Source organism: Acidobacteriota bacterium (assembly GCA_039683095.1).
Lineage (GTDB): Bacteria > Acidobacteriota > Aminicenantia > Aminicenantales > Saccharicenantaceae > RBG-16-66-30.
Map to the genome: position 1 here is coordinate 1,114,426 of JBDKSB010000012.1, position 21,006 is coordinate 1,135,431.

Consider the following 21,006-nt stretch of genomic DNA (forward strand, 5'->3'; position numbering starts at 1 on the left):
TGGATCTCAGCGGATGAACTGGTAGGCGATGACGCAGTAGGCGTGCCAGGTGAAGGTCCCGTCGGTCTCCTTGACCAGGTGGATCCAGATCTTGACCTTGTCGACCGACGTCGTCAGCAGGGCCTCCCACTGGGTCGTCGGGACGGGCAGCGTGAACGTCACCAGGTTGGTGTCGGACCTCCAGATGAACGAGCCGACGACCGTCTGCAGGTCGCCCGCCGTGTCCAGCTTGATGGTCATGGTCTCGGGCGTGGAGGCGTCCCAGCAGTTGTAGGTCGAGACGCCCATGGTCCCCAAGGCCGCCGTGTAGGCGGTCGTGATCCTGGTGTGCTCATGGAGCTTCAGGGGGGCCAGGACCAGGTTCTCGACGGCCCACTGCTTGGCGGGCGCGTCCCAGGTCAGGCCGGCCCAGGCGAAGACCCAGAGCCGGGCCTGGCCGGCCGCCGCGACCATGTCGATCAGGGCCTGGCGGTCGGTCGAGCGGGCCGAGTCCATCCCGTAATACCACCAGCCGAACTCGTGGCCCGGTACGGCGCTGTAAGCCATCGTCCGGGTCCGCCAGAACCAGCCCAGCTTGAAGCTGTCGAGGCTGGGCTCGACGACGATCCCCTCGGCGTGGGCGAACTGGATGTTGACCGACTTGGCGATCTTCGGGGTGACGTTCTCGTCGACGTAGACGACCTCGACGCGGAAGCCCCGCGAGACGCAAGCCAGGCCGTCCAGCCCGGCGACGCCCATGTCGGTCCCCTGGAAGGCCCAGGCCGTATCGGCGTTGACGAAGACCGTCTCGGCGTCCCAATCGCAGCGATGATGGTGGTCGCCCGTCGGCATGGCCTCGGTCCGCTTCTTCTGGATGCTCAGCCACGTGTCGCCGACGCGCCGGACCAGGCCCTCGGGCGAGAAGTCCGGCAGCTTGTCGATGTTGTCGGCGTACCAGACGCGGCGAGCGTAGAGGCTGCCGTCGGAGTTCATGTTCGAGGCCACCAGCGCGGCGCCCGTCCCGGCCAGGGCCTTGAGGCCGTCGAAGGTCCCGGCCGCGGCGCTGCCCGACGAGACGTCGGCGTAGATGGTGTTGGCGTTGGCGTTGAACTCGATCTCGGCGCCCTGGAGGTTCTTGATCTTGAACGTCGCCGTGCCGTCCGTGTTGGCGGCGGCGGCCGTGATGTCGCCCAGCGTCCGGGCGAACTGGAGGCTGCCCAGGTGGCGCGGCAGGGACTTGTGGCGGATCTTCAGGTCGATGACGACCTTGCCGTCCAGGTTGACGATCGACAGCGGGTGGGCCAGGTCGAAGTCGATGCTGACGATGTTGTTCGTGTCCGCCTCGACGACCAGGTCCGGTTCGAGGTCGACCTTGATCTCGCCCGTGCCGCCCGGGTCGACGACCGTGATGTTCTCCGGCGCGATGACCGTGCCGTCCGCGGTGACGAGATGCATCGATTCGGCCGCGGTGCTCGTGTTCAGGACGAGCTTCAGCCGGTCGTAGTCGCCGGCCTGGATCGTGCCGGCGTTCAGGATGTCGGAGACGCCGCTCAGGTCGACCAGGTTGACCTTGCCGGAGGCCGGGTCGGCGGCGTTCGCCGTCCAGAAGGTCTCCCAGCCCGGCGCGCCCTTGCGGTGCAGGCTGGCGGACAGGAAATGAACGGTCACCTCCGTCCAGTCGTCGGTCGGGCCGTCGGTCATGAGCATCATCAGGCTGCCCGTCCCGGAGGACGAGTTCCTGGCGACGGTGCACGACGCGACCAGGCCGAAGCCGGCGACCCCCGCGATCGCCAGCAGCGCGAGAATGAAGCCCCGGATGAAACGACGCATGCGATCCTCCTTCAGGCCGGAAAAGCGAGCGAACCCCTTCTTTCCATTATGTTAAACCCTCACTCCATCGCTGTCAAGGACGAGTGGATTATCGGCCCGGGGGCGGCCGTCATAATCCCCCCGAAGGGGGATATTCCGGGGTATTCCCCCGGTTGCCTGGCTAGCCCTGCCGCCGGCCACGCCGCCTGACGCACCGGCCCCGGCTTTCAGATGACCAAGATCTCGTTCACCACTTCGTTGACGCCCGGCGCGGACCAGGCGACCCGGCCGGCCTCGTCCCGCTCCGCCCAGGAACGGACGGCCCCCTTCAACGTGACCTTGGCGCCTTTCGTCGTCACCTTGATCCCCGAGGCATCGATCATCGCGCTCCTTTCGAGCGCCGCCTCGATCTTCGTTTTGACCTCGACCGGCGAGACGGCCGGCTTGATCGAGATGTCGTTCGCCAGGCCCCGGACACCCATCAGGTTGCGCACGGCGTCCCCGGCCGCTTCCCTCTGATACCGCCAGTCCACTTCGCCGCTCAGGGTCACCCACCCGCCCTGCACCTGCACCTTGACGCGGTCGCGGGGAACGTACGAATTCCAGTCGAGGACGTTCGCCGCCGCCCGGGCGATGTCCTGGTCCGACCGTTCATAGATCCCGGGCAGCTTGACGTCGATCTCCTCGACCACCGCCTTGACTCCGGAGACCCGCCCGGCCGCCCGCTCAGCCGCCCATTTCTCCGGGTAGGTGTCGACGTGTCCGCTCAGCGTCACGATGCCGTCCTTAACGGCCACCCCGATCTCCGCCGGATCGACGCGCGGCTCCCAGTCGAGCTCGTTCATGACGTCCGTCTGCAGTTCCTTGTCGCTTTTCATATCCCCCCCTTCGCGCCGTCCCCCGCGTCCGGGAGAGGCGCTCAATCCCGTTTCATGGAAGCGCCGCGTTGTTCGCGCGGCGCCGGCCTACGGCTTCCCGCCCACGGGGATCTTCTTCTGCTTGACCTCGGCCGACTTCGGCAGGGTGATCTCGAGGATCCCCTTATCAAAGTTGGCGTCGATCTTGCCGGCGTCCACCGTCGCGGGCAGGGCAATCGACCGGGAGAAGCTGCCGCAGGAGCTCTCGGTGTAATGGTATCCCTTCTTGTTGACCTCGGACTCGCCGTGTTTCTCGCCGGAGACGGTCAGGACGTCGCCGGCCACGGAGACATCCACGTCTTCCTTCTTGACGCCGGGCAGCTCGACCTTGACGACGTACTTGTCGTCCTTTTCCGTCACGTCGAGGACGGGCCACCAGCCTCCCTCCTCCGCCGGAAGGCGCCGCCAGGCCGCCGGCAGGAACGGCCAGCCGAAGGCATCGTCCAGGCGCCGGCCCAGCTCCTCCACGTCGCCGAACGGCCTCCAAACCGTCAAGCCCTTTTCCGGTTTCCCCCTGATCATAGGACTGACCTCCTCTCCAAAGATGCGAACGGCCTTTAGCGGCCGGACTGCGCCCTGGATCTCATTCGCCCTGACCGAGCGGACGGTTAATCCCCTGATGCCGATTTAAGTAATAGGTCTCCGAGGCGGGTTTGTCAAATGGGGCGGGAACCCTTTCGCCGCATCGCGGCGCCGCGTAGGCCTTCGGGGCCGGCCCGGCTTTGCGCCCCGAGGCCCCCGCGTCACTCCTCGAGAAGGAAAGCGACCGCTACGGTGCCCGCCCCGGCGTTAGTCCCGATCGCCGGGGAGGCGTCCATGATGAAGGCGGGCGGGCCGCCGAAAACGGCCTCGACCTCCGCGGCGTAAGCGAGGGCGTCTTTCGGGTTGTGGACGTGAAGGATGCAGAAGTCCCGGATGCGGCCCGTGCGGGCCTCCGCCCTCAGGCGCCGCAGGATCTTGCGCAGGCTGCCCTTCTGGCTGAAGGCCTTGTCCGAGAGCCTGGCCTCCCCCTCCTCGTTCAGGGAGACGATCGGCTTGAGGTTCAGGAGCCTGCCGGCCGCGCCGGCCAGCGGACGGACCCGGCCGCTGCGGACCATGGCCTTCAGCGTCCGGACGCCGACCAGGAGCCTGGACCCGCGGATCGCCCGCTCGGCGTCGGCCGCGATCTCGTCGTGGGGCCGCCCTTCCTCGATGAGCCTGGCCGTCCGGAGGACCAGGAGCCCGAGGCCGCCGGACAGGGTCCGCGAGTCGATGACCGTGATGGCCTTGCCCGTTTGCCGGGACACCCGGCGGGCGGCCGTGAGGCTGTTCGAATACGTGCCGCTCAGCTTCTGGGCGATGTGGATGGCGATGATCGAGTCGTAGTGGGCGGCCAGGTTCGCGTACAGGCTTTCGAAGGCCTGGGGCGTCGGCTGGGCCGTCTTGGGGAGTTCCGGCTCCGTTTCGAGCAGGCCGTAGAACTGGTCCGTGGTGATGGTGACCTTGTCGAGGTAGAAGCTGTCGCCGAAGCTCACATGCAGGGGCACCACGTGGACCTGGAAACGATCGAGGATCTCCCGGGGCAGGTCGCAGGTCGAATCGGTCACCAGGGCGATCGGCCACTTCCGGGCGTGGGCGGCCTCGTACTGCCGGAGCATGTCGTCGGCCTTCTGGAAGGCGATGATCCCGGCGCCGCGGACGCGCTGGAAGAGCTCGGCCGGCCTATCGGTGTGGACGTGGAACCGGAGCGCCTCCGGCGAGCCGGCCAGGACGAGCGAGTCGCCGAAGGCCGCGACCTCGCGCTTGAGGGCCTCCGGGTCGAGCGGCCGACCGGGCCGGGGCTTGATCAGGGCCTCGGTGCAATAGCGGCGGCCGACCGAGCCGGCAGGGACCTCGACCGCCGGCTCGATGACGAGCGCCCCCCGCGCGGCCGAGGGCAGCTTCTTGTGCGACGGCTTGGCCAGGAAGTCGAGCATGCCCTCGAGGAACAGGACGACGCCCTTGGAGCCGGCGTCGACGACGTTGGCCCGACGCATCGCCTCGAGCTTGAGCCGGGTCTCCTGGAGCGCCTCGACAGCCCGGGCCTGGGCCTTGGTCAGGGCCCTGAGGAAGCGGCCGTTTTCCTCGGGCTCGTCCTTGTGCGAGGCCATGGACTCGGCCCAGCGGCGGATGACCGTGATCATCGTGCCCTCGCGGGGCTCGGCGATGGCCTCGTACATGTAGCGGACGGCGCCGCGGACGGACTGGCCGAACCGGGCCAGCGACATCTCGGGCGAGTCGGCGGCCTCGGCGGCCATGCCGTAGAGGAACTGGGCGAAGATGACGCCCGAGTTGCCGCGGGCGCCCTCCAGGGCCGCGGCCGCGATGGCCGTCGACGTCACCTTGAACGACCGGTGCGGCCGGACGCGCTCGATGATGGCCCGGACGGTCGAGGCCAGGTTGGACCCGGTGTCGGCGTCGGGCACGGGGAAGACGTTGATGCGGTTGAGTTCCTTCTGGTTCTCCAGTATGCGCTTGGCCCCGGCCAGGAAGGCGTAATAATAGCCTTTCCCGGTCAGGCGCAGACTCGGTTTCTTCATGCTTCTCTTGCGACCTTATATCACGCGGATAAAGGCCGTATTATAGCAGAGTCCGCCTTGTCTTCAGAGGAACTTGACGTCGAGCGCCGAGTGGGCGTCCTTGGCCACCGAGACGGTCAGCATCAGGGTAGCCTTGTCCGCGGTCGAGGCGACGACCGTGTAATCGCCCGCGGGCAGGGGGACCCGATAGGCCTCGTCCGGCGGATAGGCGCCGTTCACGTAATTTTTCGACAGCACCTCGATCATGACCGTCTCGCCGTCCAGGACGACCTGCCGGCGGAAGGACAGGGTCACGGGCGCGTCCGCGTTCGCGCCCTCGATCGTCAGGTCGACGGCGCCGGCATCGGCGGCATCGGCGAGCGCGAAGTCCTTGGTGTAAGCGTTGCCGTTCTCGATCAGGAACCGGAGCGCGGAGGACGCCAGGCCTTCCTTGCTCGCGACCAGGTTGATCGTCGTGGCCGCGTCCACCGCGAAGAAGAACTTGTACCGGCCCCGGGCCGCATCGGTGTCGTCGGTCAGGGTCGACGTCAGCACCGCGACCTGGTCCTTCGGATCGGCGGCCGCGGCGTCATAGGCCTGGACGCTGACGAGGGCGCCGCCCACGAAGCCGCCGTCGGCCTGCCGGGTCACCGTCCCGTTGATGACCGTGGCCACGGCCGTGTCGATGACCTGGATGGTCGGCTTCAGCAGGTAGTGGCCGCTGCGGCCGGCCACGACGACCGACCGGGAGGCGTCGAAGTCGAAGGTCAGCTCGGTCGTGCTGTTCGCGTTGATCGTGAATCCCTGGACGAGCTTGACCCCGGTCTGCAGGCCGCTCGGGATCTTCATCTCGCGGGCCGCCTCGCCGGCGTCGATGACGTAGTTCGCGTAGGGATGGCTGCCGCCGAGGATGTTGAGGCCGCTGTCCGCGGTCGTGCCGATGATCAGGCGCATCTGGGAATAGCGGCCGGCGGCGAGGTCCGCCAGGGCCAGCTCCTCCCGGACGCCGTTGGCCAGGGCCAGCAGGTCGATGGTCTTGTTGGGCGTGGCGATGGCCGTCCAGGCCCCTTCCGCATCGCCGGCCGCGTGGACGTCGATCTCCGCGATCGTGACATAGACCGCCAGGTAGTCGTCCGACGGCTTGTCGATCATGCTCAGGGACAGCCGGCCCGTGTCGCCGCCGCTCGAGCAGCCGATCAGGCCGACGAGCAGGACGACGAGCAGCGGCAGGCCTTTCTGTTTGATGAGAGAAGTCATGGCGTTACCTCCTCCTTTAGCGATTCCCCATGAAGCCCCGAATGCGCATTCTCATAATACTACCGGCGGGCCGGCTGTCAACTCGCCCGCCGCGGGCCAGGCTCCGGTTCCCCGGGATGATATAATCGTTCTCTGTTCGCTTGGACAAAGGGACGCCGGATGCAATATCGGGAGTTCGGGAAGCTGGGCACGAAAGTTTCGGCCCTCGGCTTCGGCTGCATGCGCCTGCCGACGCTGGACGGGGCGCCCCAGAGCGGGAACATCGACGAAGCCGAGACCGTGCGCATGATCCGGCGGGCGATCGATCGCGGCGTGGACTATATCGACACGGCCTACCCGTACCATGACGGCCGGAGCGAGGTCGTCACCGGAAAGGCCCTGCGGGACGGGTATCGCGCCAAGGTCCTGCTCGCCACCAAGTCCCCCGTCTGGCAGATCGCCAAGCCGGAGGATTTCGACGCCCGCCTCGGCGAGCAGCTCGCCCGCCTCGGAACCGACCGCATCGATCTCTACCTGTTCCACGCGTTGGGGGCCGAGCGCTGGGAAAACATCGTCCTCAAGCACGGCCTTCTGGAGAAGGCCGAGGCCGCGGTCAGGGACGGGCGCATCGGCCATATCGGGTTCTCCTTCCACGACAAGGCCGACGTTTTCAGGCGGATCATCGACGGCTACGACGGCTGGAGCGCGTGCCAGATCCAGTATAACTACATGGATATCGAGAACCAGGCCGGGACGGCCGGCCTGCGATACGCCGCCTCGAAGGGCCTCGCGGTCGTGGTCATGGAGCCCCTGCTGGGAGGGCGGCTGGCCTCTCCGCCGCGAGCGGCGGCGGACGTCTTCCGCGCCTCGGGCCGCGGCTGGTCGCCCGCCGAGTGGGCCCTGCAGTGGACGTGGGACCAGGCCGAGGTCTCGACGGTCCTCAGCGGGATGACGGCCATGACGGAGGTCGAGGAGAACCTGCGCGCCGCGGACCGTTCGGAGGTCGGCGGGCTGAATGCCGGCGACCAGGCCGTTATCGACCGGGCCCGGAAGGCTCTCCGGGAGCGCGCGGCCATCCCCTGCACCCGGTGCGGCTATTGCCGCCCGTGCCCGAGCGGCGTCAACATCCCACGGAACTTCGAGCTCTACAACGACTGCGTCATCTATGACGATCCGGCCATCCCCCGCGCCACTTATGCCCGGTTCATGCCCGAGGGCGAGAGGGCCGCGGCCTGCACCGGCTGCCGGTCCTGCGAAGAGAAGTGCCCCCAGCGCATCGCCATCAGCGAGCTCATGCCCGAGGTGGACGCGGTCCTGGGACAGGGCCAGCCGCCGAAACGGGGGGGACGCTGACGCCGCCGGGGCCCGCTCGAATCGGGCGGCGTCGCGACGGGACGGCGGGAGCAGTCGCGGGATTCAGGCCCCGGAGGGTTTGAGGTCGATCCTGTATCGGCAGCTTTTCTGGCCGCGGAGGATCGACGCGACGACCTCGGCCCGAACCGGGGAACCGGAGACTGCCGAAAACAAGCGCTCGGCGAATCCTTCGGAGCAATAGCAGAGCATCCCCAGCCCGGCACCATGGTCCTTGGGGACCAGCGGACAAACGCATGCGCTCTTGTTCTCGTCGACCTCGACGACGCCCCGGCCGCGGTCATAGTCGATGATCCACCCCCATTCCTTGCGGGGGAAGTCCAGGAACTCGTCCATCCTGCCGCGGAAGCGGTCCACGACCGCCTGCATACCCAGGTCGTCGTAATGGGACTGGGCGCAGCTCTTCAGGACGCGTTGGGCGTATTCCCGGTCGCCGCCCGCAAGCTGGGGCAGCAGGGCCGCGATCCATTTTTGGGACAGGCTGGCCGGCTTCGGTTCCGCCGGCTGCGCGCCGATCTCCGCGGCGGCCGCGCCCGCCGTCACCCCAGGGCCGAGGCAGGCGCACAGGCCCGCCAGACACCCCGCCCTCATGAATGACCTTCGATCCGTGCTCATGCTGGAATTATCCTCTGGACCTGGAACTGCGTCAAACCCGGAGCGGTCATGTCAAGGGATGTTCGCAGATTCGGGGCCGAGGGGAAGACGCCGACCACCCGGCTCCGCCGGCGGATCTCCATGAGAGCTGTAGCCGCCCTCCGAGCGCTCTTCTTGTCCGGCTCGAGCCCGATCTGCTTCAGATGGGCCGCGAAGCGACCCTTTGCCTTATTGGGCCTGCAATAATAAACCCCTGCGGGCATCGAAAATCCCATTTCCTATTTTGGCCGAGACGCCAGGTATGATCCAAGGCTTACTGACGGCCGAAGCCGCTTTCTTTCATTGCAGAACGCTTCAAAACAAGCGTTCTGGGCACAAACGCGCCCCTCAAGACTCTGTTTTTGGTTATTAACCCCCTTATCCCCCTCCGAAATCAGGGGGAAAACTGGAGGACGGCGCGTTTGAGATGGAATGGCGGGGCCGACGAGACTCGAACTCGCGACCTCCGGCGTGACAGGCCGGCGTTCTAACCAGCTGAACTACGACCCCGCGAGGGCCCGCATATTATAGAGAAAGCGTTCATTACTTTCAAGGCTTTCCCCACGGAGAGGCAGTCCCCCTCCGAACTGCAGTCCCTTTCAGCCAAGAGTGACACTCCCTGGTGGGGTCAGTGCCCAAAGCCCCTCACATCCGGCCGAGGGGGCCGGTCCCGTTCAGATCCAGGAGTGACGCTCGCCCGCTGGGACAGCCCCTGAACCGGCGGAGCGGGGGCAATCCCCCGGGCCCTCGCCTGCGCAGGGGGATTTCTGGTAAACTGGACGGAGGGAGGGGATCATCATGGCAGAACCCACGAAGAAAGACGATTTCCTGAAGTCGCTCGGCGTCGACATGGACGCCATCAAGGCCCGCCTGGCCGAGCTCAAGGTCGCCGGCGGCAAGCTCACGGCCGAGGCGAAGCAGGACCTCGAAAAGACCGTCAAGGGGCTAGAGGCCACCCAGAAGCAGCTCGAGGCGAAAATGGGCGAATGGACCAGGGCCGGCAAAGTGGCCGGAGCGGACGTGGCCGAGGGCCTCAAGCGCGCCGCCAGGGAGCTCAAGAAGGGCATCGACGAGGCCGCGTCCCATCTGAAGAAGTGACAGCCTGACCGGCGGCCTTCCCCCGAGCCATGCCCATCCACAACAACGACGTTGCCGCGATCTTTGACGAGCTGGCCGACCTGCTCGAGATCAAGGGCGAGAACCAGTTCCGCGTCCGGGCCTACCGCAACGCCGCCCGGACCGTCGCCGGCCTGTCGCGGAGCGTCGCGGACCTCGCCGCCGAGGATAAGGGCCTCGACGGCATCCCCGGCATCGGCAAGGACCTGGCCGACAAGATCCGGACGATCGTGGCCACGAAGAAGCTGCCGCTCCTCGAGGAGATGAAAAAGGAGCTGCCCGAGGGCCTCAGCGCCCTGATGAAGGTCCGCGGCCTGGGCCCGAAGAAGATCGCCGCGCTCCATAAAGCGCTCAACGTCTCCTCGCTCGCCGACCTCAGGAAGGCCGCCTCCGAGGGGAAGATCCGCGATCTCCCCGGGTTCAGCGAGAAGACCGAGCGGGCCCTGCTCGAGGAGCTCGGCAAGACGAAGGTCACCGAGCGCGGGCCGGAGCGATTCAAGCGGGCCATGGCCGAGCAGATGGTCACGCCCCTCTTCGGGGAGCTGAAGAAGGCCCGGGGCGTCGAGGAGATCGCCATCGCCGGCAGCTACCGCCGCCAGGCCGAGACCGTGGGCGACGTCGACATCCTGGTCGCGGCCGAAAAGAGCCGGGACGTCATGGACCGCTTCGTCCACAATGACGACGTGTCCCAGGTGCTGGCCGAGGGGGACACGAAATCGTCCGTCGTCCTGCGCGGCGGGCTCCAGGTCGACCTCCGGGTCGTGCCGCTCGAGTCGTGGGGGGCGGCCCTGCACTACTTCACGGGCTCCAAGGCCCACAACATCGCCGTCCGGCTGATGGGCGTCAAGCGCAAGCTCAAGGTCAACGAGTACGGCGTCTTCCGGGGCGACAAGATGATCGCCGGCCGGACCGAGGAGGAGATCTACAAGCTCTTCGGCATGCCCTACATCGAGCCCGAGCTGCGGGAGGACCGGGGCGAGATCCAGGCCGCCCTCGAGGGCCGGCTGCCGCACCTCGTCGAGCTCCGGGACATCCGGGGCGACCTCCACGCCCACACCAAGGCCACCGACGGCCGCTACACCGCCGAGGAGATGGCCGAGGCGGCGAAGAAGCGGGGCTACGAGTACCTGGCCGTCACCGACCATTCGAAGCGCGTGACCATGGCCCACGGCCTGGACGAGGCCCGGCTGGCCAGGGCCGTCAAGGAGATCGACAAGCTCAACGCCCGGCTCAAGGGCATCACCCTGCTGAAGTCGATCGAGTGCGACATCCTCGTCGACGGCTCGCTCGACCTGTCCGACGCGATCCTGGGCGAGCTCGATCTCGTCTCCTGCTCCGTTCATTACAACTTCAACCTGCCGAAGGACAAGCAGACCGAGCGCGTCATCCGGGCCCTGGACAACCCCCGGGTCAACATCTTCTGCCATCCGACGGGACGGTTGATCAACGAGCGGGAGGGCTACGAGATCGACCTGGAGAAGGTCATGCGGGCGGCCGTCGAGCGCGGCTGCTTCCTCGAGCTCAACGCCCACCCCGACCGGCTCGACCTCGACGACGTCCACTGCCAGATGGCCAAGGGGCTGGGGCTGAGGATCGCCGTCTCGACCGACGCCCACAGCACGGACGACCTCGACCTGATGAGGTTCGGGATCGGGCAGGCGCGCCGCGGCTGGATCGAGCCGGACGACGTCATCAACACGCGCCGGCTGCCGGAGCTGCGCCGGCTCCTCAAGCGGAGGTAGGCGGCTTTTCGTCGCACGAGTTCGTGGCGCAGGCGGGGTCGGCCGCGGGCTCGATCTGGAAGGTCGAGTGGAGGATGCCGAAGCGCGACGAGATCTCCTCCTGGGCCCGGCGCAGGACCTCCCGCGGCTCCGAGCCGGCTTGAACCCTGAGGTGAGCGCTCAGCGACACGAAACCCGAGGTGATGGTCCAGACGTGGAGGTCATGGACCTCGACGATGCCCGGGACCGCGGCCAGGCTCGCGGCGACCGCCGCCACGTCGATACCGGCCGGGGCGCTCTCCATGAAGACGCGGAAGGAGTCGCGGATGAACTGGGCCGAGCTCCAGAGTATGAGCACGCAGACCGCGGCGCTGACGATCGGGTCCCAGACGGGGGAGCCGGTCAGGGCGATGAGCAGGGCGGCGGCCAGGACGCCGATGCTGCCGAGCGCATCGGCCATCACATGGAGGAAGGCGCCGCGGACGTTGAGGCTCCGCTCGCGGCTCCGGTAGAGGACCGCGCCGGAGGCGATGTTGGCGGCCAGGCCGAGGACGGCGACGGCGAGCATCAGGCCGCTCTTGACCGGCTGGGGCGCCCTCAGCCTGAGGTAGGCCTCGTAGCCGATCACAGCGGCGATGACCCAGAGGGCGATCCCGTTCGCGGCGGCGGCGAAGATCTCGAAGCGGCGCCAGCCGAAGGTGCGGCCGGCCGGGGCGGGACGGGACGAGAGCCAGAAGGCGAAGAGGCTGAGGCCGAGCGCCCCGGCGTCGGTCAGCATGTGCCCGGCGTCGGCCAGCAGGGCCAGGCTGCGGCTGGCCAGGCCGCCGATGACCTCGGCGACGAGGACGAAAGCAGTGATCAGCAGGGCGACGCGGAGCGGGCGCTGCTGATCGCCGACGTGATCGTGAGCGGGGGCATGGGCGGGGGTGGGGGCGGAGGTAGGGGCGGGGGTGCGCTCACTGGTGCGGTCGTGAATGTGGCCGTGGGTGCGGCTCATTGATCTATCGCTGTTCCCTCATTAAAGAAATCTTGATAAGTATAGCGCTTAACCTTTCCCTTTAATAAGGTCACATCTTTTCGAGGGCGGCGATGCGCTCCTCGATGGGCGGGTGGGTGCTGAAGAGCCGGTTGACGCCGGCCCCGCCCTTGAGGTTCTTGAGCGGGTTGACGATGTAGAGGTGGGCCGTGGCCTTGTTGGCCGCCTCGAGCGGCTCGGCGTCGGCCGAGATCTTGCGCAGGGCCGAGGCCAGGCCGGCCGGGTAGCGGGTCAGCATGGCCCCGTTGGCGTCGGCCAGGAACTCGCGCTTGCGCGAGACGGCCAGCTGGATGATGGTGGCGATGAGCGGCGATAGGATGGCCAGGGCCAGGCCGACGAGGACGAGGATGCCCTCGGCCCCGCCCGATCCGCTGCGGCTCCGCCCGCGCCGGCGGCCGCCGCCCCACCAGAATGACCGGAGCATCCAGTCGCTGAGCAGGGCCACGACGCCGGCCATGACCACGACCAGGGTCTGGAGACGGACGTCGTAGTTCCTGATGTGGGACATCTCGTGGGCGACGACGCCCTCGAGCTCGACCCGGTTGAGCTTGGCCAGGAGGCCGGTCGTGACGCAGATCACGGCCGTTTCGGGCTTGCGGCCGGCGGCGAAGGCGTTGGGGGCCGTGTCGTCGATGACGTAGCACTTGGGCGCGGGCATGCCGGCGGCGATGGCCAGGCCCTCGACGACGTTATAAAGGTAGGGGAACTCCTCCTTGGTCGCGGGCCGGGCCCGGCTGATGCCGAGGACGATCCTGTCGCTCGAGTAGTAGCCTACGGCCGCCGAGCCCATGGCGATGAGCATGGCCAGGGCCAGGCCGCCCTTGCCCCAGCCGGTCTCGTACTCGAAGAACCAGACCAGGACGAAGATGAAGGCCACGAAGAAGACGACCAGGCCGGCCGACTTCCATTTGTTGCGGGAGATCTGTTCGTACAACTCAGAACTGGACCTTGACCGGGCCCTTGGCCACCTCTTCCTCGATCTGGAAGTATTCGCGGGTCTTGAAGCCGAACATGTTGGCGATGATGTTCGAGGGGAAAACCTGCTGGCGCATGTTGAACTTCATGACGGTGTCGTTGTAGAACTGCCGGGCGTAGGCGACCTTGCTCTCGGTCCCGGCCAGCTCTTCCTGGAGCATCAGGAAGTTCTGATTGGCCTTGAGCTCGGGGTAAGCCTCGGCCACGGCGAAGAGGGACTTCAGGGCCCCGGTCAGGACGTTGTCGGCCTCGCCCTGGGCCTTGACGCCCTGGGCGTTGACGGCCGCCGTCCGGGCCTGGGTCACCCGCTCGAAGACGCCGCTTTCGTGCTTGGCGTAGCCCTTGACGGTTTCGACCAGGTTGGGGATGAGGTCGTAGCGGCGGCGCAGCTGGACGTCGATCTGCGACCAGGCGTTGTCGCAGCGGTTGCGCAGCGTGATCAGGCTGTTGTACATGCCGACCGCGATCAGGGCCACGGCCGCGATGATGACCAGCAGAAGTACGAAAGCGCCCATGTGTTCCTCCTTCGGACGGGGTTCCGTCCGTAACAATACGGGGCCGGGACCGAAAAATCAAGGCCCCGCCCCCCGGGTTAAAGGCTGATCATGCCCGAGCAAAAATACGGAACTGCGCCGGCGGGGTTTCAAAATGGGGGACACAATACCTATTTCCCCATTTTTCCAGGGTAAAAAATAGGTACCATGTCCCGATTCATTTACAGGGGAGAAAATAGGAAATAGGTATTGTGTCCCCCATTTTTACCAGTTGTCAGTGCGGAAGGGAGAGGCGGGCAGGCCTTCCTTGTTGGCCAGGTTGGGCACGGCCAGCTGGTCCCAGCCGAAGCGGACCGCTTTCGGCGCCGGGACGCGCGGGCTCCAGACGACGACCGTGTCACCAGCGATCTCAGCCTCGGCCTTGTAGAAGATATGGTCTTCGCCGGCGATCTCGAACCATTTGAGCGGCTGGCCGTCGTTCGCGACGAGACCGCCGCCGACGTGATCGAAGGACAGGCGGATCAGTGCCCCGTCGACGGTCATCGACCGGTAGAGCGGCCCCGAGTAAACGAGCGTCTTCTCGCCGTAGGTATTGGCCCGGGCCCAGAGCGACAGCCGGTAGCCGACGTCCTTCTTATAGGGCGGGTGGATGTCGTAAAGCGTGGCGATGTCGGTGGTCACGACCATGCCCGTGTTGGGGATGCTCAGGGCCTTCCTCTGGGCCTCCCAAATCAAGGGCAGCCGGAGGAAATCGGGGACGTCGCCCGCCGGCGTCTCCCGGTTGTAGGGGTAGTTGTAGGGCGCGAGCTGGACGTAATAAAAGGGGAAGTCCCCCTGCTGCCAGACGGCGCGCCAGCCCTGGATGAGCGCCTCCATCTTCTTCTCGTAGAAAAGGCAGTCGTTGCGGTTGTTCTCGCCCTGGTACCAGATCGCGCCGCGGATGGCGAAGGGCGTCAGGGCGTGGATCATGCCGTTATAAAGGGTCGTCGGGGCCTGCGGGTCGTCATAGGGATCGGAGGGCAAGCCCGGCTCCGGCTCGGCCGGCAGGGCGGCCTTGGCCGCCAGCGCCTTGCGGCCCTCGCGGGCCCAGGCCTCCCAGGCGGGCAGGACCTTGGCGAGAGCGTCCCGATAGGCCGCGTACTTCGCCGTCTGCTTCTCGAGCAGGGGCGTCACCTCGGGCACCGCGGCGAACCCGACCGGCGGCGTCCAGGGCTCGATATCGGTTCCGCCCCAGGCCGAGTCGATCAGCCCGACCGGAACGCCGAGCCGCTTGTTGAGCTCGATGCCGAAATAGTAGGCGACCGCCGAGAACGTCCGGACCGAGTCGGGCGCGCACGGCTCCCACTTGGCGGCGACATCGTCCATCGGCCGGCCGGCCGTCCGCTTGGGGACGAAGAACAGGCGCATGTTCGGGTTGTCCGCCCGCAGCACCTCGGGCGCCGGATTCGACATCCAGGCGAAGGACATCTCCATGTTGGATTGGCCCGAGCAGAGCCAGACCTCGCCGACTAGGATGTCCTTGACGATGACGGCCGCGCCCCTGGCGCCGCGGACGGTCATCTCGAGCGGCGCGTCGCCCGCCTTGAGCGGATCGAAGACGACGCGCCACGTCCCGTCGGCGGCGGCGACGGCCTTGCGCTCCTGGCCGCTGAGCAGGATCGTGACCGCCTCGCCCCGTCCCGCCCAGCCCCAGATCGTCACGGGCTTTTCCTGCTGGATGACCATGTGGTCGCCGATGACGGCGGGCAGCCGCACCTGGGCAGCCAGGGCGAGCGGCAGGCCGCATGCCAGAAGGCCTGCGGCGGCGAAGCCCGCGAGCCGTTTCGTCGAAGCAGTCATGATGCCCTCCCCGAACGTCGGACGGTGATTCGGACAAGCCGAAGATATCGCCCGGAGGGCGCCAAGTCAAGGCGGGCCGGACGGGCCGCAGGGCGGGCCGCCGCAGGGTCCGGACAGGCGGCGGCGGTCAGAATTCGAGCCGGAAGCTGAGGCCGCCCGGCCAGAGGCCCAGGCTCCACCGGGCCTCGGGGCGGAGGGCCGCGGCTCTGCCGGCGGCAAACCCCGCTTCGTACTTTTTCAGGTCGCGGGTCGCCCGCATCGGCTGGCTGAAGATGTTGAGCAGCGAGACGGCCTCCCCGCTCACGAACGTGACCAGCGCGCTGCCCCAGCTCTGGCGGAAGCCGGCCTTGATCACTACGGCCGCCGCCGCGTTGGCCCCGGCGTTCAGCAGGTGCGTGGCCAGGCTCCGGCCTCTCCTCTCCCGCGCGGCGCATTTCCGCAGCAGCTCTTCGGCCTGCCGCAGCTTGGCCAGGCGTTCCTCGGCCGACGTTTCCGGCAGGCGCTCCAGCTTCCGCGCCGCCGAGGCCGGAGTGAACGGATCGAGGGCCAGGGCCGCGGCGCCGAGGGCGAACGTCGCCCCGCTGACCAGCATGCCTTCGGCGAAATCGCGGTCGGCGACGGTCTCGGTGCCCTCCGTCTTGGTGTCGTCCCAATGAGACGCCGCCAGGACGCCGCCGGCGGCGGCGCCGGCGGCATAGGCGCCGATCCAGCCGAACCACCATCTCCGCGCGGCCGGCTGGCCGGCCCCGAGGGTCCCGGCGATGAAGCCGAGTCTGTCCTTGACCTGCTCATCCGGGGGCGGGGCGTCCTGGGCGAACGCCGCGACGGCGCCGGAAAGCGACAGGGCCAGGATGACGGCGGCAAGATGTCTCAGGCGGGGCATGCGACCCTCCTCTGCTCTCAATTGATACTCCGGGCGTTGAGCGGATAGTAGCACGGCCCGGGCCGCCGGACAATCTTTCTTTCCGCGCCGGCGGCGGCTTTGTCATTCGACGTTGCGGAGGGGCCCTTGAATGTGGAGAATGGAGGGTTCGCATAACTCTGATCGGAGGTTTTCAATGAAGCCAATCGCACGCACCCTTGCCGCCGCCGCGCTCCTCTGCGCGATCGGCGCGTTCGCCTCGGACCAGGCCCCCGCCGTCGATTGGGACATGGCCGCCAGGATCCGCGAGGAAGGCCTGCAGCGCTCCCAGGTCATGGACATCGTCGGCTACATGACCGACGTCCTCGGCGGGCGCCTGACCCTGTCCCGGGACATGACCCGGGCCCAGCTCTGGGCCAAGGGCAAGATGGAAGCCCTCGGGCTCGAGAACGTCGCCATCGAGCCGTTCATGGACTACGGCGCGGCCTGGGACAACGAGTACTTCTCGCTGCACATGCTCGAGCCGGATTATCAGCCGATGACCGGCTTCCCGCTGGCCTACACGTCGGGGACGAAGGGCAAGGTCGCCGCGCCCGTGGTCATCGCCGCGGACATCCAGGTCAGGAAGGACCTCGACCGCTACAGGGGACGGCTCAAGGGCGCGATCGTGCTCTCGACGCCGCCCTACACGCTCGACATGGCCGCCCTGACCCAGGGCGTTCCGCGGCTGACCGCGGACGACCTGAAGCAGATAGAGGAGACCGTCGTGCCGCGGCCGCAGCGCGCCCCGGTCACGCCGCCCGCGCCGAACCCCGACCTGGTCAAGCCCGAAGAGAGGATGGACTTCTTCAAGGCCGAAGGCGTCGTCGCCGTCCTGCAGTGCTCGGGCGGCCAGATGGGGTCGGCCGTCGGCTTCTCCCGGCCCGGCGCCAACGAGGACCACTGGTCGCGCGAGAAGACGCTCCAGACGCTGCCCATCGTCGCCGTGACGCCGGAGCATTACAACCGGATGTACCGGATCATCAAGCGCGGCCTCGCGGTCAAGGTCGAGATCGAGGTCCGCAACCGCGTCGGCGACAAGGTCGAGAAGGCCGCGAACGTCCTCGGCGAGATCCCGGGCGCCGACCTGGCCGGCGAGGTGGTCATGCTCGGGGCCCATTTCGACAGCTGGCACGAGGCCGCCGGGGCCAGCGACACCGCGGCCGGCTGCGCCGTGGCCCTCGAGGCGGCCCGCATCCTCAAGGCGATCGGGGTCAAGCCGCGCCGGACGATCCGCGTCGCCTTCTGGGCCGGCGAGGAGCAGGGCCTGAACGGCTCGCGCGAATACGTCAACGCCCACTTCGGCAACCCCAGGGACCCGAAGATCGGGGCCAAGCCGGACTACGACAAGCTCTCCGCTTACTTCAACCAGGACTACGGCGCCGGCCAGTTCCGGGGCGTCTACCTCCAGGGCAACGAGCGGGTCCGCCGCCTCTTCGCGGCCTGGATGGAGCCCTTCCGGGATTTCGGCCTGACGGCCCTTTCGATCCAGAGCGTCGGCAGCACCGACCACGTTCCCTTCGACGCGGCCGGCCTGCCCGGTTTCCAGTTCATCCAGGACCGCATCGGAGGCACCTACGGGCATACCAACCTGGACTTCTACGACACGCTGCGGGCCGAGGACCTGATGAAGAACGCCGTGGTCGAAGCCTTCTTCGCTTACCAGGCGGCCATGGCCGACGAGCGCATCCCGCGCAAGCCGCTGTAATAGCTATGGCAAGGCCGCATCCCATGATTGACACCCGCCCCTGTCCCCATGCTAATATGAGGCGCCCCCAAGGGGCAGCAGCACTATTCAAACACATCACATTAGGAGGTTCAGTGGAATGGCGACTTTGAAGGAAAAGTTCTATTTGAAAGTGGGCCCGATGAAGGCGCGGGTCCAGGCGCTGGCCAAGGAACACGGCACGGTCAACGTCTCGAAGGTCGATGTCGGCCAGGTCGTCGGCGGCGCCCGCGATATCATCTCGATGCTCTGGGACGTCTCCCTGCTGGACAAGTTCGAGGGCATCCGCTTCCGGGGCTACTCGATCCCCGAGCTGCGCGAGAAGCTGCCCAAGGCCCCCGGCGGCTCCGAGCCCCTGCCCGAGGGCATCTTCTACCTCCTCCTCCTCGGCGAGATCCCGACCTACGAGGACTGCGTCGCGATCACCGAGGAATGGCGGTCGAGGAGCGTCCTGCCCCAGTACCTCATCGACGTCATGAACGCCATCCCCAAGGACACGCACCCGATGACCCAGTTCTCGCTGGCCATCCTGCAGCTCCAGAGGGAGTCGGAGTTCGCCCGCCGCTACAAGGAGAAGATGCCGAAGACCCAGTACTGGGACGCGATGTTCGAGGACGTGATGAACATCATCGCCAAGCTCCCGAACATCGCCGCGTACATCTTCCGGCGCACATACTTCAACGGCAAGCACATCGCCCCCGACCTGAAGCTCGACTGGGGCGCCAACCTGGCCCACATGCTCGGCGTCAGCAGCGACCCTGCGTTCAAGGACCTGATGCGGCTGTACCTCTGCATCCACAGCGACCACGAGGGCGGCAACGTGTCGGCCCACACGACCCACCTGGTCGGCTCGGCCCTGTCGGACGCCTACTACTCCCTGTCGGCCGGCATGGACGGCCTGGCCGGCCCGCTCCACGGCCTGGCCAACCAGGAGGTCCTGGCCTGGATCATGGACCTCATGAAGGAATTCGGCGGCGTCCCGAGCAAGGAGCAGATGGAAAAGTTCATGTGGGACACGCTCAACGGCGGGCGGGTCATCCCCGGCTACGGCCACGCCGTCCTGCGCAAGACCGACCCCCGCTACGTCGCCCAGCGCGAGTTCGCCCTCAAGCATCTGCCGGACTACGACCTGTTCAAGATCGTCAGCCTCATCTACGAGGTCGCGCCCGACGTCCTGACCAAGCACGGCAAGACCAAGAACCCGTGGCCGAACGTCGACGCCCACTCCGGCGTCCTTCTCTATTACTACGGCGCCAACCAGTTCGACTTCTACACGGTCTTCTTCGGCGTGTCGCGCGCCCTCGGCGTCCTGGCCCAGCTCGTCTGGGACCGCGCCCTCGGGCTGCCGATCGAGCGGCCGAAGTCCGTCACGACCGAGTGGCTGGAGAACTTCATCAAGGAACAGGCCGCCGCCGCTCCGGAAGCGAAGTAAGCGGACCGGCGAAGCCGGCCCTCGCGGCAAGGATCGTCACAGGGCCGCCGTCCTCCGGGACGGCGGCCCTTTTTTTCGTTCAGATCCGGGCCAGGCGGAAGTACTTGACGATGTCCATGAAGTCGGAGGACGTGAAGGCCACCGACCGCTCGCCGGTCCTGTCCGCGCCGGGGATGAGGGAGGCCCGCCGGGCCAGGTTCTCGTCGGTGAACACGAGCTCGAGCTTGTACGGCGCGGCCGGCTTGTAGGGCTTGGCCGCCTTCAGGTTCCGCAGGCCGGCGGCGACGCCCTTGCGGATCATCTCCTGGGCCTTGGCCGGGTGGAGCATCACCGCCGCCGGGCCCAGGCCCTCTTTGACGGCCGCGGTCTCGATCGGGCCGATGATCTCCTGGATCTGCTGGCAGATGGCCTTGTCGCCGGAAAGGAAGACGACGGGGACGTCGAAGTACCCGGCGATGGCCGCGTTCCAGGCGGCCTCGGGCAGCCGCACCCCGTTCAGGATGAGGTCAAAGAGCGACAGGCTCATCGTGTGCTTGAGGACGGCGTTCGGCGTGCCCGCCCGGGCGTGGTTGCCGACGAAGACGACCGCGTCGAAAGACCGGTCGATCCCCTCCATCATGCTCAGGGGGCCGTTCCACTCCCGGATGAGCTTGGCCTCCGGCCGCAGCAGGTCGGGCAGGATGTTGCGGGCGCTGTCGTGGGCGTCGCGGACGACGATCTCGGTCGCCCCGGCGTCGAGCGCGCCGCTGATGGCCGCGTTGGCCTCCTCGGTCATGAGCCTCCGGAAGAGCGGGTAATCCGGCCCGCCCTGGGACGTCTCGTCCCAGTTGATGAGCCCGCTCACGCCCTCCATGTCGACCGAGATGAAGACCTTGAGCTTCTTCGGCGCCGTCTGGGCGAAGGCCGCGAGAGACGCGGCGAACAGCGCGACGGCCAGGACTGAGATGGTTTTCTTCATTGCTGCACCTCCTCGCCGGGCTCTTGTCCCCGGCCTTGTTTCAAGCTTCATTCTATCAAAAACGGGGGACATGATGCCTGTTTCCTGTTTTCCTCTTTTATCGAAACCCGTACCATGATGCCTTTTCCCCATGATATGGCGCTCCTGCCATACCCTCTTCCGTTTTGTGTGGGTCGGCCGCTTAACCGGGAAAGTGCATCATGTCCCGCCTTTTATACAGGCGGGAAAATAGGAAATAGGTATCGTGTCCCCCATTTTGTCCTTGGGTTGCCCGCCCGTCACCGAATTTGCTATCATGACGCTTACGAGATCCGCGAGGAGGACAC

Annotated in this window: 17 protein-coding genes and 1 tRNA gene; 5 read left to right on the top strand and 13 right to left on the bottom strand. The window is 67.1% G+C overall.

Annotation, left to right across the window (positions count from 1 at the left end; translation table 11 throughout):
- Nucleotides 1-6: 6 nt before the first annotated feature.
- The 5 genes from ABFD52_12635 to ABFD52_12655 all read right to left on the bottom strand — a co-directional run bounded on the left by ABFD52_12635 (nucleotide 7) and on the right by ABFD52_12655 (nucleotide 6,499).
- The gene (locus ABFD52_12635) at nucleotides 7-1,809 is read right to left on the bottom strand and encodes a DUF4382 domain-containing protein (protein ID MEN6561612.1); all 1,803 of its coding nucleotides are present in this window, start codon (nucleotides 1,807-1,809) and stop codon (nucleotides 7-9) included.
- A 206-nt stretch (nucleotides 1,810-2,015) separates the two neighbouring features.
- Nucleotides 2,016-2,666: a BON domain-containing protein gene (locus ABFD52_12640; GenBank protein ID MEN6561613.1), complete on the bottom strand. Its 651-nt coding sequence runs from the start codon at nucleotides 2,664-2,666 to the stop codon at nucleotides 2,016-2,018.
- 87 nt (nucleotides 2,667-2,753) lie between these two features.
- A complete protein-coding gene (locus ABFD52_12645) occupies nucleotides 2,754-3,227 on the bottom strand; it encodes an Hsp20/alpha crystallin family protein (GenBank protein ID MEN6561614.1) in 474 nt (157 codons plus the stop codon).
- 221 nt (nucleotides 3,228-3,448) lie between these two features.
- The gene (locus tag ABFD52_12650; GenBank protein MEN6561615.1) at nucleotides 3,449-5,263 is read right to left on the bottom strand and encodes a DegV family protein; all 1,815 of its coding nucleotides are present in this window, start codon (nucleotides 5,261-5,263) and stop codon (nucleotides 3,449-3,451) included.
- Nucleotides 5,264-5,326: 63 nt separating this feature from the next.
- Nucleotides 5,327-6,499, bottom strand: a complete 1,173-nt coding sequence (locus tag ABFD52_12655) for a DUF4382 domain-containing protein (GenBank protein ID MEN6561616.1) — start codon at nucleotides 6,497-6,499, stop codon at nucleotides 5,327-5,329.
- A gap of 159 nt (nucleotides 6,500-6,658) precedes the next feature.
- On the opposite strand from ABFD52_12655, the gene ABFD52_12660 reads away from it, so the two are divergent.
- Entirely contained in the window at nucleotides 6,659-7,831 is a 1,173-nt protein-coding gene (locus ABFD52_12660) for an aldo/keto reductase (GenBank protein MEN6561617.1), read from the top strand.
- A gap of 63 nt (nucleotides 7,832-7,894) precedes the next feature.
- Here ABFD52_12660 and ABFD52_12665 read toward each other — a convergent pair whose 3' ends face one another.
- Together ABFD52_12665 and ABFD52_12670 are read right to left on the bottom strand one after the other, a co-directional pair.
- Complete coding sequence (locus ABFD52_12665) at nucleotides 7,895-8,440, bottom strand: hypothetical protein (protein ID MEN6561618.1); 546 nt, start codon at nucleotides 8,438-8,440, stop codon at nucleotides 7,895-7,897.
- A gap of 475 nt (nucleotides 8,441-8,915) precedes the next feature.
- Nucleotides 8,916-8,992 (bottom strand) — tRNA-Asp (locus ABFD52_12670).
- A 288-nt stretch (nucleotides 8,993-9,280) separates the two neighbouring features.
- On the opposite strand from ABFD52_12670, the gene ABFD52_12675 reads away from it, so the two are divergent.
- Both ABFD52_12675 and polX read left to right on the top strand, forming a co-directional pair.
- Nucleotides 9,281-9,580, top strand: a complete 300-nt coding sequence (locus ABFD52_12675) for a hypothetical protein (GenBank protein MEN6561619.1) — start codon at nucleotides 9,281-9,283, stop codon at nucleotides 9,578-9,580.
- Between the two features lie 29 nt (nucleotides 9,581-9,609).
- Complete coding sequence (gene polX, locus ABFD52_12680; protein ID MEN6561620.1) at nucleotides 9,610-11,340, top strand: DNA polymerase/3'-5' exonuclease PolX; 1,731 nt, start codon at nucleotides 9,610-9,612, stop codon at nucleotides 11,338-11,340.
- On the opposite strand, the gene ABFD52_12685 is transcribed toward polX, so the two are convergent.
- From ABFD52_12685 to ABFD52_12705, 5 genes are all read right to left on the bottom strand, one after another.
- The gene (locus ABFD52_12685) at nucleotides 11,327-12,316 is read right to left on the bottom strand and encodes a cation diffusion facilitator family transporter (GenBank protein MEN6561621.1); all 990 of its coding nucleotides are present in this window, start codon (nucleotides 12,314-12,316) and stop codon (nucleotides 11,327-11,329) included. The two genes, polX and ABFD52_12685, sit on opposite strands and share 14 nt — an antisense overlap.
- A 70-nt stretch (nucleotides 12,317-12,386) precedes the next feature.
- On the bottom strand, nucleotides 12,387-13,289 hold the full coding sequence (locus tag ABFD52_12690) for a M48 family metallopeptidase (protein ID MEN6561622.1): 903 nt from the start codon (nucleotides 13,287-13,289) through the stop codon (nucleotides 12,387-12,389).
- A 1-nt stretch (nucleotide 13,290) separates the two neighbouring features.
- On the bottom strand, nucleotides 13,291-13,845 hold the full coding sequence (locus ABFD52_12695; GenBank protein MEN6561623.1) for a LemA family protein: 555 nt from the start codon (nucleotides 13,843-13,845) through the stop codon (nucleotides 13,291-13,293).
- Between the two features lie 243 nt (nucleotides 13,846-14,088).
- On the bottom strand, nucleotides 14,089-15,663 hold the full coding sequence (locus ABFD52_12700) for a sialate O-acetylesterase (protein MEN6561624.1): 1,575 nt from the start codon (nucleotides 15,661-15,663) through the stop codon (nucleotides 14,089-14,091).
- A 127-nt stretch (nucleotides 15,664-15,790) separates the two neighbouring features.
- Complete coding sequence (locus ABFD52_12705) at nucleotides 15,791-16,546, bottom strand: hypothetical protein (GenBank protein ID MEN6561625.1); 756 nt, start codon at nucleotides 16,544-16,546, stop codon at nucleotides 15,791-15,793.
- Nucleotides 16,547-16,721: 175 nt separating this feature from the next.
- Between ABFD52_12705 and ABFD52_12710 the strand changes: the two genes are divergently transcribed.
- Together ABFD52_12710 and ABFD52_12715 are read left to right on the top strand one after the other, a co-directional pair.
- On the top strand, nucleotides 16,722-18,272 hold the full coding sequence (locus ABFD52_12710; GenBank protein ID MEN6561626.1) for a M20/M25/M40 family metallo-hydrolase: 1,551 nt from the start codon (nucleotides 16,722-16,724) through the stop codon (nucleotides 18,270-18,272).
- 118 nt (nucleotides 18,273-18,390) lie between these two features.
- Nucleotides 18,391-19,722: a citrate (Si)-synthase, eukaryotic gene (locus tag ABFD52_12715; GenBank protein MEN6561627.1), complete on the top strand. Its 1,332-nt coding sequence runs from the start codon at nucleotides 18,391-18,393 to the stop codon at nucleotides 19,720-19,722.
- A 79-nt stretch (nucleotides 19,723-19,801) separates the two neighbouring features.
- On the opposite strand, the gene ABFD52_12720 is transcribed toward ABFD52_12715, so the two are convergent.
- Nucleotides 19,802-20,680: a M55 family metallopeptidase gene (locus ABFD52_12720; protein ID MEN6561628.1), complete on the bottom strand. Its 879-nt coding sequence runs from the start codon at nucleotides 20,678-20,680 to the stop codon at nucleotides 19,802-19,804.
- Between the last annotated feature and the right edge of the window lie 326 nt (nucleotides 20,681-21,006).